The sequence below is a fragment of the Mucilaginibacter defluvii genome, from assembly GCF_039543225.1.
GTDB lineage: Bacteria > Bacteroidota > Bacteroidia > Sphingobacteriales > Sphingobacteriaceae > Mucilaginibacter > Mucilaginibacter defluvii.
On the sequence record NZ_BAABJI010000001.1, the window covers coordinates 1,301,719 to 1,314,601 of the forward strand.

Here is a 12,883-nt window from a genome sequence, read left to right on the forward strand (position 1 = left end):
ACGTTTCTTGTTTAGCGGATGTTATACATTTTTTTGACCCCGGCGCGGTCGCGTCCGTCCAATGACCGCGCGAGACTGAGCTGCGCATTTTGCTGATTGAAGCGGCGCAGGTGATCGAGGTTGGTCTGCATAGCGCGGGCGGTTTCAGCGATGCGTGTGATCCGGTCGGAATCGTTCATCTGACTGGCGAGGTCACTGATGGTCACGACCAGACCGTCGAGGTTTCTCATGCTTTCCTCCAGGATACCGCTGTAGATATTGTCCATGTAGCGGAGTTCCTCCGGGCGAAAATGGCGGTCGCTTTTGAACAAGGCGCTGGCGCGGCGGTATTCGCTGACGATCTGTGCCTGCTGCCCGATGATGGAACGGATGGCCTGGTAGCCGGCGATGAGTTTGCGTACCCTGGACAGCTCTTCGTAGTAGCCTTTATAAAGATCCTTTTCCTTGTTCAGCCAATCGTTGATGCCGTTCAGGCTGTTGAGGTGCAAAGTGTTCTCCACCTGTTGCGCAGCGTTCTGCAGGGCGATGGTCTTGTTCTGCAAACGTTGTACATTGATGTCGATGGCGACGATCACTTTTTTGATCGCCCCCTTGATGAGGTCGACGATGGGAATCTGCGCTTGCGCTTTGGGCGGGATCAGGCTGGCGAGGCAAAACAAGGCCCCGGCCAACAGCATTTTCAGTTTATTCTTCATGATCTTTGGGTTTTGATTTGCCGGCGATGAGTGCAGCGATACCTTTTTCCATGCTGCCATAGCGTTCGGCATGTTCCTGGACAGCGACGCGTTCCTTGCCTTCGGTGGTGAAAGCGTAATATTCTTCGGGACAGAGTTCGTTGCGATAGACCTTTTGTTCCTGCCCGCCGATGTCGATGAATATCTCCCGGTCGTCCTTGTTCACGGAAAGCAGAATGGTCTTGCCCTTGTCCGACAGGCCAAGCGTGTCTTGCAGCTTATCGAACTTGCCCTGGAATTTGCGCATATCCATCAGGATCTTGATGTCGGCGTTGTTGATAATGGCGTCCTTGATGATCGGCGAACTGATCAGGTCGTCCAGTTCCTGGGTGATGACGATGGGCACCCCGTTGAATTTGCGAATGGTCTTGAACGCGTAGCGCAGGAATTCGGCCATACCGGCCTTGGCGATGGCCTTCCAGGCTTCGTCGATGGTCAGTACTTTACGCACACCTGCCAAACGGCGCATCTTGGAGATGAATAAAGTGGTAATAATGAGTGCCGTGACCGGGAAAAGAATGGGGTTATCCTTAATTTGATCCAGCTCGAAGACCACGAAGCGCTGCCCCAGCAGGTCGAGATTCTCGCGGGCATTTAATAAGTAATCAAATTCCCCGCCTTTATAATAAGGGCGCAGGACATACAGAAAGGTATCGACATCGAATGCGGTCGCCTTGACGCGGTGTTCCTTGAGTATCCCGACGTAATCTTTTTCGAGGTATTCATAAAAAGTATCGAAGCAGGGAAACAGCGTTTTGTCTTTGGCCAGTTGCCCGTAATACCCTTGCAGGGCATTGGAGATCGCCACGTATTCAGCACGCTCGAAAGTTTCGTTCTCACCTTTCCATAAGGAAACCAATAAAGCTTTCAAACTTTCCTTTTTCTCCGTGTCCAGCGTTTCGCCGGGCGACAGGTAGAAAGGATTGAAGCGGATGGGGTTCTCTTCGGTGTACGTAAAATAATAACCGCCCACGAGGTCGCAAAGGCCTTTATAACTGCCGCCGATATCGACGGTCACACAATGTGCACCCTGGTCATAAAGCGAACTCAACAGGTGGTTGGTGGTCATGGATTTACCGCCGCCGGAAGTGCCGCAGACGAGGGTACCCATATTGGAGGTGATGCCTTTGGCGCGCGGTGCGTCGAAAAGGTCGGTAAAGACCGGGCGGTTGCTCAATCGGTCGCAGAAGCGGATGCCCTGTTCGGGCGGGCAACTTTGGTAATTACTTTCGACATTGAAGAAACAGGCGGCCTGTTCGGCGAAGGTGTCAAAGGTGTCGTTGACCGGCAGGTCGGCGGCATTGCCGGGAATGCCGGCCCACCACAATTGGGCGGCCCCGTCGGTCTCGGGTTTGGCCGAGGCGTCCAGGGCGGCCAGGGCGGAAACGACCTGGTTGGCCTTGGCCTGTAGTTTCTCGGCATTGTCCGACCAGACCATGATATTGAAATGGGCTTTGACGGGCAGGCGCTGCTGGCTGATGGCCTCGTTCAGAAAGGCGTTGGTCGCTTCCAGCGAAATGGCATTCTCGCGGGAATAGGCCGACAGCGACTGCAGGCGCAGGCGTTTCTTTTCCAGTTGCTTAAGGGTCTCGCGGGCATCGCCGACCAGCACATACTGGTTATAGATATGGCTGGTGCCGAGCAACAGGCCGAGCCGGGCGGCGAAGCTGACGGGGAAACGGGTCTTATCCGTGGAATATGGCGCATAGGTCAGCCGGGAGCCGCATTGCGGCGGCAGGTCTTCCGCATCGCCGAGCGTGAAGATCTGGACCTGGCGGTTGCCGATCTTTATGCCATTCGTCAGATCCACATCCTGGTACAGTTGCTGGTCCGCGTGTTCGGACAGAAAGCAGTAACTTTCGACCAGGCCGTTCTTTTTGAGCTGGCTTTGGAGGTCGGCGGTCTTCAGTGGTGTCAGCGTGATCAGCCGGGTATCTTCCAGCAGGCGGCGGAACTGCTGCGCGATCTCGCGGAACTCACGGATGGCTTGTGCGCCCAGCAAGTCGCGGGGAATGAGTGTCGGCCTGATCAGGTTGGAGAACAGCGAGGTCGAGGGTTTACGCCCCTGCGGTTTACGGGTCAGGTAAACGAGGCTGTCATGATTGAGGTAAGCCCGCCCGGCAAAATGGCGGTCGGCGGCTTCGTTCAGAAAACTGCTATCCTGTGCGGCGGGTTTGACCGGGCGTTCCAAAAACCAGTCCTGTTTGTGCAATACGCTGTCTTTCGGCAGCACCCGTATGGCTTTGATCCAGGCCTGGTGCAGGGTCTCGTGATCTTCATCCGACAGGGTAAATATCTCGGGCAAAGTCAGGCGGAAGCCGAGGGTGACCTCGCCCTGTTTGCTCAGGATGGCATCCTGCTCGATGGCAAGGATCGGGAGTATGTCTTTCAATTGTTTTTCCATTTCACGGTGCTGTTTCACTTCAATTGTTCGGGTTCTGTTATTCAGAAGCGCGGGCGCTGCCGCGGTTTGGACCGCTGCCTATTCGCTTCGTGTTGCTGCCGCAGTTCGTCTTTGTTCTGCCGGATGAGCCGGGGCACATCGGTTTCGCTGAGCGGGATCACCTCGGCCTTGAGTTCCTTTTGAATGGGATGACGGCGCAGCAGTTCGCGTTCATCCATCCCATATTTTTGAGCCGTGAACACGGGGTCGAGGCCGATCTCGTTGGGTAGTTTGACCTGGATAACGTGATCGGGCATTTCCAGCAGTTTGGGGTCCAGGGTGAGCGGCTGTTTCAGCATGGTATCGTAAAAGGCGGTATAATGCCAGCCGTCATCGGTCAGGTCAAAGCTTTTCAGGGAGATCACTGGAAAGAAATATTTGGCATGCCGGAGTTCCTGGAGTTTCAGGTCGATGACGAATGCTTCGCCGTTGATGTCGATCTGCGGCAGGATGCCCCGGCGGCGGTCGGCCAATAGTTCCTGGTCGACCATGACCTCAAAGTCGGTTTTGCCTTTTAATTGCTCGACCGGGATGCTGTATTTGAGCGACATGCCCTCGGGGTCGAGTTCGATCAGGGACGGAACTTCGGTAACTTCGATGTACTGGTCAGTACGTTCGGCTTCCGGCCGTTTGGTAACCTGGTCGTAGCGAAGCAGGTAAAGGTTCTGATGCTCGCTCATATCGCTGATGAACGAGATCTCATTGGCTGGCCGTTCTGCTTCACGCAGTACCTGTTTGTTTACATCGACGATGAAGTCGGTACCATAAAGGTCGAATACGGGTAATATCCTGTGCTTGTTCATGATCGTATGTCCTTTCCGGCTAATTGTTGGAATGACCGGCGCCCGTAGGATTTGAGTACGCGGGGCAGGCGTTTTTTGGCGAGTGCTTTCATCAGGCCGTGCTCACCGTATTTTTTGCTCAGGCCGAAGATCTTTTTGCTGCCGATGATGGCTCCGCCGCCGCAGGTACACAGACAGATCGCGGTGCCTGCACCGCAGATATAGAGGACGGCGAAGAGGATGAGCAGGACGATGACCAGGCCGGCGAAATACCAGATGTATTGCGCCCGCAGCCCGCGGAACTCGATGCTGTTGTTGATGCCTTTGTTGATGGTATAGATGCTGTTGTTCATGGCGTGTTAGTGATATTGTGCTCCATTTACCTTGTTTTCGTGTTATCCCGGGTATTACGGCGGGCTGTACCGTTCCACGCTGGCGATGGTATCATGGATCGCGCCGCCATGACTGAACAGGGCGATCCTTTCGAGGGTAAAGCCGCGGTTGCGCCCCATGACCACGCTGTGGTAACCGAAGGTGATGACCAGGCCGCCCGGCCGCAGGATGCGCGGGATGGCATCTTTCAGCTGCCGGAACGGGCTGCAGATGTTCCCCTTATAGAGTTCCATGGATTTGCGGTAGGCATAAGGCGGGTCAAGCAGCACGGTGCCGAAAAGTTCGCCGCTCCAGCCGCGCAATAATTGGAGTGCGTCGCAATGGTGGTCAGCAGGCATATCGGGGTCGAGGTCATTGCGTACTTCGTCCAGGGCCAGCAAAGTTTTACCGGCGAACAGGTTGAACACCTTGCCTTCGCAAACCCGCTCTGTCCAGTTGCGGATGGCCTTGACCGAAAAGGTATAGCGATGCAGCGGGCAGCGGATATGTTCGATGTGCAGGGTCTTCATATGCGCACTCCTTTCGCCCGTTTTACGACATTGATCTCCTCCGCCATTGTCGCCGGTTTGAGATCGACCGCTTTTACTTCCGACTCCACGGTTCTGCCATTGGCTTGCTGTTGCTCTTCCTGCTTCGCCTGTATCTTCCGTGTGATCTCTTTCTCCAGTACATTGAGTTCGCTCTTCATCACGATCAGTTCCTTTTCCTGCGCGAAAGGTTTGTCGAGCAGGGCCTGCATCTGCGGGATCTGTTCGGCTTGTTCTTTGGCATCTTTCTGGTATTTCTCGACCAGGTTATCCACCTTGTCAATGGCGTTCAAAAAATAGCGGGCCGCCGATTTGGCGTTATCGGTATTCGGCGCGCCGGAACTCGCCGTGTAGTGTACACTGCTACCGGGCCTTTCGGCGTAGAGCACGTTATAGCGGTTCTCGAACAGTTTACCTTCGGCAAAACCCTGTTCCCGCGCATGACGGATAAAGAGTTTGAAGCCATAGAGCTCACCGATCTGTTTTTGGTTATCTTCACCGTCTTTGGGCTGCCATTTACGGTACAGGTTGATGAGGTAGCCACCGATGTTCTTGGTGTCAGCGCTTTGCACTTCCTTCAGTTTGATGGGATTGGACTTACTGCCGTCCTTTTCCTTTTTGAGTACGGCATGGTACGCGCTTTGATCGGACAGTAAGGTTTTGAGTGTCTTTTGGGTGCTCTCCTGTTCCTGTACCAGATTTTCCAGCGTGTATTTTGCCTTGTGTTGTTCGCGGAAGTGCGCTACGCGCAGGCTTTCGGTGACGGCGATCTTTTTCTCCAGCTTGGTTTTTTCTAATAGCGAGGTATCGCCCGAAAGGATGGCCACGTATTCGGAAAAATTCATGCCGCTCTTTTCATCGATCGCGCCCTCATCAATGGTACGCACGTTCAGTTCGCAGTTCTTCATCTGCGCGATGAAGGTCTGCTTGTTCTTGAGCAGGTTGAACTTGTAATTGTCCAGCGACTGCTCGACGGCATAAATAAAATTCCTGACCTGGTTGTTAAAATGGCTTTTGGCCAGTTTGTTGCCCTGGCGGGAACCGCGACCGTTACGCTGTTCAAGTTCCGAGGGTTTCCAGGGAATATCGAGGTGGTGCATGGCCACGACACGTTCCTGTACATTCAGGCCAGTACCGGCTTTTTCGGTACTGCCGATGAGCACACGGATCTCACCCCGGTTCATTTTCTTGAACAGTTCGGGCTTGCGTTTATCCGTCCAGTCGTGGATAAAGGTGATCTGGGCAGCGGGAATATTGAAATCGTTGATCAGCTTGGTCTTTAAAGCATCGTATAAGTTGAACTGGCCGGGCTTTGGGGTGCCGATGTCGCAGAATACGATCTGGGTGCCGCGCTGACCGGCGCTCTCGTTCCATACCTCCGAGAGGTGCCTGGCGCAGACATTGACCTTGTGGTTCGGATGGTCTTCGTAACGGTGATCACTAACCAGGCGCATGTCCGCGGACATCTTCTTGGCGTAGTTCGTGGCGATGAGCATGCGGCCTTTATCTTCGGATTCTGTGAGCGGCGGGCGGCCCAGCAGGGTCGCGTCGCCATCTTTGGCGAATGCCATCAGTCGCCCTATAAAATCTTCCTGATCCGGCGATGGCTTGATCGGGATCAGGCGTTCGTCCAGACCGGGTTTGTCGAGGGCGATGTGTTTAGCGGTCTTGTAATCGGTGATCTCGTTATAGAACAGTGCCAGTTCGGGTACCTTGATAAAATGGCGGAAACGTTCTTTGGCGATGATCTCGTTGGTGACACTGAACTCGAAGTCGGTGGTCTTTTTGGCAAAGACAGCGGCCCAGCCGTCGAAGTTCTCGATGTGCTGGCGCTCCATTTCCTTTGGCCGCAGGTATTTGAAGATGAGGTACATCTCGGTGAGGCTGTTGGAAATGGGTGTGCCGCTCAAAAAGGTCACGCAAAGGTCGGCATCGAATTTTTGTTGCAACGTTCTTACGGCGAACAGCATATTGAGCGCCTTTTGGCTGCCTTCCATGTTGCCCAGCCCGGCTACGCGGTCATGACGGGTGGTAAAGGTCAGGTTCTTGAACTTGTGGGATTCGTCGATAAAAAGGTGATCGACACCCATTTCTTTAAAATCGATCCCCTTATCCTTTTTCTCGTTGATGTCCGCTTCCAATCCCTGGAGTTTGGCCTGCAGGTTGGTCTTGCGGACTTCCAGTCCTTTGAGCATGCGCCGGGAGATCTGGCCGCCTTCCAATTCCAGGGTGGCGAGGTCGGCTTCGACGTGCTCCAGCTCTTTGGCAAAAATTTGCATCTGGATAGCAGGTGACTGCGGGATCTTACCGAACTGGTCATGCGTCAGAATGATGCAGTCCCAGTTATTGTTTTTGATCTCGTGAAAGAGGCGCAGGCGTTTGTCGGGTGTAAAGTCATTCTCACCGGGTGCGAGGACGCGTGCCTGCGGGTAGGCTTTGGCATAGGTATCGGCTATTTGCTTGACATTGGCTTTCAGTGCCAGGATCATGGGTTTATGGACGATGCTGAGGCGTTTCATTTCCTGGGCGGCAACGATCATGGTCAGCGTTTTTCCTAAGCCGACCTCGTGGTCGATCAGCGCGCCGCGGTTCTGAACGATGCGCCAGGCGGCGTTCTTCTGTGAATCGTACAGGTCTTCGATACCTAAAGCTTTTTTGTCCAGTCCGGGGAAGGTCAGGTGGTCGCCTTTGTATTCACGCAGGACGTAGCAATTAAAAGTGTCGTTATACAGCTTGTGGATAAAGGCTTTTTCTTCGGCGGGCAAGTCGCCCAGCCAGTTCACGAAACCGGTGCGGATCTGTTCGATCTTCTGGTGCGCCAGTTGGATGGCCTCGTTGTCGGGGTAGCGTTTGGTCTTCCCTTCGCCGAGACTGACCTCGTAACTGAAATACGGCGAAGTATTTTCCAGGGCATGTTCCAGTAAGGTGTAGCCATAGGTCTTGCGGCTGCTTTCTTTGGGCGTGATCGCGAATTCCTGGTTGACCTTGACATTGGTGCCTTCGGTTTTTACCTTGAAGGTGTCGCCGGAGGGCATATAGTTAATGGTCACGGGCAATTCAAAAAAGTCGCTGGCGAAACGTTCGTAATACCGGGTCGGGAACCAGCGCTCGCCGAGATTAAAATCGAGCAACTCGAAGGGGATCGGTTCGGGCTGCACCCTTTTGATCTCCTGTAAGCTTTGTGCGATCTGCGGGTCTTCGGGGTGGTCCGCAACGGCCTGTTCGGCAACGGCCAGTTTTTGGACGACATTACCACTCAGGTACTGGTCAGCGGTTTCCCAGTTCGGGCCGGCCGGGTTCAGGCAGATATGCCTGTGTAAAGCAATGATCGCTTCTTCTTCGCTCAGGCCGCTGAGGTGGGCGATATACGCAGGTTCCACTTTTCCCTTGTCATTCAGGCATCGGGCCAATGCCGCGACCGGATCGTCAGTCTTTAATTCCTCCTGTTTATGAAAGATCGGATGCTGTAAAATATCTGCTGCCACGAACTGTTCACCTTCCTTGCGTTCGACCGAGGATAGTACCTTAAAGCCGAACTGCTCATCGGCCAGGATCAGGCGACGGTTGTTCGGGCGGTTGAGCTGGCCGTATCGTTCCGTGAAGTGCCGGTAGTTCACGTTCAGGCTGTGGCGAAGGTCGGCGCGTTCGGTGTTGGCGGCACTTTCTTTATCGGCCAATAAAAGGTAACTGTCCCGGACCTGGGTATAATAGGCGTAGAACCCGGCATCCTTTTGTTCCTTTAATGGCTCGAATACGGCCTGGGTACGGGCTTCGTTCAGCTGCGAGAGGGTGCCGGCTTTGCCCTGTAGAACGACGAGGCTCCCTGCCTGATGATATTCATGCAGGTGCGGAAAATACTGGACGGCGTTCTTTCCGAACTGGAAATGTTCCTTAAGGCTTTGGTCCCCGTGGAAACTGTAATCGTGGTTGAAGCGCTGCAAAATGGCGGCTACCCCTTTGATCTCCTCCGCAAAACGGGTACCGTTCATCCAATTGGTGGGAAAAGGGTTCTCCCGGAAGTTGGCGCAGAGCATATACAGGAATTGTTTGCCGGTGCGTTCCCGCGCGGTAAGCAGGACAAGGAGATCATGGCCGGGTTCATCGGCCGTGGTGATGGTACCGAGGATACGCGCGGTATTGGGACTGACCGTTCCTTTGTCGGACGCAATGATATAGTCCAAGGCCCGGTTGGCCATTTCGGCGGGGCCGGTATCGAAAAGGCCGAGTTGCACGGGGGCGGTTTGTTCTTTGGCTTCGGGCATGGGCAGGTAATGGAGCTTTGGCTTTTGTTCCTGTCCTATTGCTACGCCTTGCTTGTCTTGAAGGCTATTCTGGGCTTTTTTAAAAGCTTCCCTGTTGAGATGTGTCCGGATGCCATCACTGATGTTTTCCTGAAGTTTGGCGGCAATGAGTTCCATGTCGCCGTTCTGCCGGTGTTCGGCTCTGGCCTTACCGTACTGGTTGGTGCCAGGTTGAATAGTATCGGCCATGATGGCCCGGTCAACCTCTCCATGCAGGTAGACATTGACGGGGTATTCGCCGAATTCATTGCTTTCGGTGCGGGTCGAAAGGGCAAGCTGTTCGTCCTCGCTGAGCCATTGCTTATGTTCGTTCTTTTGCACGATGACCAGGTGGCTGGGCGCTTCGGTATTGGCGCTGTCCTTCATGAGGTTATCGGGCATGATGGCGACACTGATCAGGTCGGCGCGTTTGAACAGGTACTCCCTTGCGTCCTGGTTACCCGGGGTGTTCAAAAAGGCGTCGGTGGTCAGGAAGGCCATGATGCCGCCATCGGCGAGTTTGTCCAGCCCTTTGGCAAAGAAGTAATTGTGGATGCTTCCGGCGATGGCGGGATCGCGGTGGTCGGGGTCAAATACCTTGTGGTTACCGAAAGGGATATTACTGGCGATGAGGTCATATTGACCATTTTCGCTTTTGTCGGTCTGTTCGAGGCCTTTGATCTGCACCTGTGTGGGTACGGTATTGGCCGATACCAGTGCGGTGAGCACTTTGCCGGTCAGGCTGTCTTTTTCAATAGCGTTGATACTTTGCAAGCCTGGAAAGGCGGTGATAGCTTCGCTGATATAAATACCGGCACCGCTGCTGGGTTCGTACAGGCGTTTGGGCTCGATGCCGTTCTCTTTGAGAGTGGCATACAGGGTGCGCGGTACGATCTCCGGGGTGTAGAACGCGGTCAGGATGCTTTCGCGTACGTCGCTGATGGCCCGTCGGTAGCCGGGTTCGTCCAGTTGGTCTTTTAACAATTGATGAAATTCCATCATGGATGGGTAAAGCTGCAGGTCGGCTTTGGATGCGCCCCGTTTCTCCCATTCGCTGCGTTCACCTGCCGGATATAAGACGGCTTTGATGCCGCCAAAGCCGGCGTAGGCGCGCAGGGTGTCAAGCTGGTCGCTGCCCAGGGTATCGCCGTCCTTGTAGTTCAGGGCGATACGGAGGGCGTCGATGTTGCCGCGGAGTTTATGCAGGGTGTTAAAGGCCATGATGTTCGGGGTTTATGCTCCTTCCTGATTTTCGAGGTATTCGGCGATCATGCCGGTAATGGCATTGCGTAGCTGGTTGCTGTCTTCGGTGTCTTCGCCGAATTGGAAGATCTCGAAGATGGGTTCGCAGGCACCAATGAGATTGATGAGCTCATAGGTGAGGATGCCACTGCGCCCGAACCGGCGGTAAGCATCGGGGAACTCGGCTTCGAGTACCTCGCGCAGCCAGCTGAAGCGGGACGGGCGCAGGTCGCGGGTGAGTTCTTCGAGGCAGAGGGCTTCGATGACGTAGCCGGGACGTTCTTCGGTTTGCAGTTGCTCGATGAGGCCGCTGACGGAATCCACTTTGGTGCTGAGGTAATGGCTCAGGCGGTGTTCTTCCTGCAGGGCGATGAGCAGGTCGGTATGGTGCTGGAGCATATAGCTGTGCAGCTTGCCGATGAGTAATGTTTTCATTGCTGATTGTCTTTATCGTTCATGCCTTTTGCTCCCCCTTCAGGGGGTTGGGGGGCTTAAATGCCGAAGAAGGATTTGATGATGGTGGCGACCACGACCAGGAAGATGCAGCTACCGAACCAGGCGGCGGCCACTTTGGAGGTGTCCTGGTCACCGGAATTCCATTTCTGGTAGACCTTGACAGCACCGATCAGGCCGACAATGGCACCGATGGCGTACATGAGGTTACACCCGCTTTCAAAATAGCTGCGTACCTGGGAATTGGCCTGTTCGATACCGGCGTTGCCGTTCTGGGCGCTGGCGGTCAGGCTAATGGCGATAAGAGCGATCGCCAGTTGGATGGTTTTCAGGGCTTTGCCCCACGATGTTCTGTTGCACTTTTTCATTTTCAAATCGTTTTGTTGTTAAAAATTCGGGCAAGGGTTTCCCTTACCCGCTCCCGATGTTGTTCGGGAGGGGCGGGAAATATTGCTGCGTCCGGTTTTCCTATCGTTTTCCGGTCATGGCTCTACAGCACTGGGCCGGGGCAGCAAGTACTTTGTTTGGGGTTCCCCCTGGTTGGCCCCGCTGGTCGCGGGGCCGGGGATCAGGCACGGTGTGCTAAGCGCTCCACCACATATCCACTTCACCTTCGGTTAGCAGGGCCGTGCCGGTTCTTTCGCACTCACGGACGACGAGGGCGTTGATCTTTTCTCTGTCAGGTGTTGCCGCGAGTTCGGGGTAATCGTTGAGTATCTTTTTGAGCTGGGGAATGAGGAGCGCTGGGTTATAAGGTTTGTCGCTATGGGCTTCGATGCAGGCGCTGAGTTCCTGGCCGAGTTCATAGGTGATGCCTTCGTTCTTGTCAGCGATCTGCTCGTAGGGTTCCTGAACTGGCTGCGGAACATAGGCGACCACTTCCTCCGGCTCTTCGTAGCGCAGAGCGGCCGGCAGTTGGTGTTGATCGTTCTGCTTTCCGCTGATGCGGTCAATGAGTTGCCTGATGTCGCCGCGGTAGTATTTCCAGGCGACATAAGTGTAATATACAATGGCGATAAGCGCGGCAGCGGTGAAGAAAATGCTCCAGCTGATGTTGTTGAGTAAGTGGTTCATATCCTTTGTCTTTTATATCGTTTCGTTGAGACAAAGGTGGCGGAATGGGTAAGGCGCATAAAGTCCAACTTTTGCTGGTGTCCTTTTGGTGGCCTGGTGTCCTGCTGATAATCAGGCATAAAAATTCAACATTTTTTCTAAAATAAATTGCACAAAAAAGCCCATGGTGATTGGCCACGGGCTGGTAGTTGATTCAAACTATTGGTAATCTCAGTATGTCTTAGGCATCCAGAATCTTTGATGGAGAATATTGCCATTCAGGCTGCGACTTATATAAAATGACGGACATAGTGCTCGGTAAATTTTAGCGCTATGCCCGTTTTCTTCTGATTGATGCAGCACCTTGCAGAAGATGTACTTTCCCAAACCGAATTGAAATGGAGTAAGTCATTGGTTCCTTAACTAATTTAGTGCACGAATATGTCGTTTCTGACTGCCCAGCAGATCATGTCAACGCGCATCGCAGGGTGTTTAAGCGCCCTCCCCAACCTGTTTTTGAATTGTTTAAGCTCTCGCTCTTTAATAAGATGAGGTTCATATCTTGACATGAAAAGCATTTGAATGAAGTGAGCTTCTGTTTCTTCGCGTTGCGAAACAAACTCTTTGAAACCCGGAATGGTAAAGCTACGTACCTTAAAGTAAGCACTGTCCATCGTCCAGTCATTGTGTTGCAGAAAATGAACGGCCTCATGGATAACCTCATTTGCTGCTCCACTATATTGTTTCGGCAAAGAGATCGTTGCATTTTTGTAGGAAAGACTATTGAATCCGTCGATCGCTTCTTTTTCGGCATCGAATAAACAAGGCCCGTTACCCTCCACCATCTTGATCGCAATGATCTCATTGTCATAGCCCTGCCAGGTATCGCGTATTTCAATTTGCGCCTCTAGCATCAGCTTTTCTGTTAGATATAGAAGGGCTTTCTTTTTTTTGTCGGAACATTCCATTTGCTCAC

The 12,883-nt window shown here is 53.6% G+C and carries 10 protein-coding genes; all 10 read right to left on the minus strand.

Annotated features, from left to right (window positions below; all coding sequences use genetic code 11):
• Positions 1–11: 11 nt before the first annotated feature.
• A complete protein-coding gene (locus tag ABD960_RS05835; protein ID WP_345329985.1) occupies positions 12–695 on the minus strand; it encodes a conjugal transfer protein TraI in 684 nt (227 codons plus the stop codon).
• A complete protein-coding gene (locus tag ABD960_RS05840; RefSeq protein ID WP_345329986.1) occupies positions 685–3,138 on the minus strand; it encodes a TraG family conjugative transposon ATPase in 2,454 nt (817 codons plus the stop codon). Before ABD960_RS05840 ends, ABD960_RS05835 begins: the two co-directional genes overlap by 11 nt.
• Positions 3,139–3,179: 41 nt before the next feature.
• Positions 3,180–3,980: a hypothetical protein gene (locus ABD960_RS05845; RefSeq protein ID WP_345329987.1), complete on the minus strand. Its 801-nt coding sequence runs from the start codon at positions 3,978–3,980 to the stop codon at positions 3,180–3,182.
• Complete coding sequence (locus tag ABD960_RS05850) at positions 3,977–4,312, minus strand: DUF4133 domain-containing protein (protein WP_345329988.1); 336 nt, start codon at positions 4,310–4,312, stop codon at positions 3,977–3,979. Before ABD960_RS05850 ends, ABD960_RS05845 begins: the two co-directional genes overlap by 4 nt.
• A gap of 54 nt (positions 4,313–4,366) precedes the next feature.
• Positions 4,367–4,861 carry an RsmD family RNA methyltransferase gene (locus ABD960_RS05855; protein ID WP_345329989.1) on the minus strand — a complete coding sequence of 165 codons (495 nt, stop codon included), beginning with the start codon at positions 4,859–4,861 and terminating at the stop codon, positions 4,367–4,369.
• On the minus strand, positions 4,858–10,380 hold the full coding sequence (locus ABD960_RS05860) for a helicase-related protein (protein ID WP_345329990.1): 5,523 nt from the start codon (positions 10,378–10,380) through the stop codon (positions 4,858–4,860). Before ABD960_RS05860 ends, ABD960_RS05855 begins: the two co-directional genes overlap by 4 nt.
• Before the next feature lie 12 nt (positions 10,381–10,392).
• Positions 10,393–10,836 carry a DUF1896 family protein gene (locus ABD960_RS05865; RefSeq protein WP_345329991.1) on the minus strand — a complete coding sequence of 148 codons (444 nt, stop codon included), beginning with the start codon at positions 10,834–10,836 and terminating at the stop codon, positions 10,393–10,395.
• A gap of 56 nt (positions 10,837–10,892) precedes the next feature.
• Positions 10,893–11,222, minus strand: coding sequence for a DUF4134 domain-containing protein (locus tag ABD960_RS05870; RefSeq protein WP_345329992.1), 330 nt, complete (start codon positions 11,220–11,222; stop codon positions 10,893–10,895).
• 214 nt (positions 11,223–11,436) lie between these two features.
• Positions 11,437–11,928: a hypothetical protein gene (locus tag ABD960_RS05875; RefSeq protein WP_345329993.1), complete on the minus strand. Its 492-nt coding sequence runs from the start codon at positions 11,926–11,928 to the stop codon at positions 11,437–11,439.
• Between the two features lie 407 nt (positions 11,929–12,335).
• Entirely contained in the window at positions 12,336–12,875 is a 540-nt protein-coding gene (locus ABD960_RS05880; protein ID WP_345329994.1) for a hypothetical protein, read from the minus strand.
• Positions 12,876–12,883: the final 8 nt, after the last annotated feature.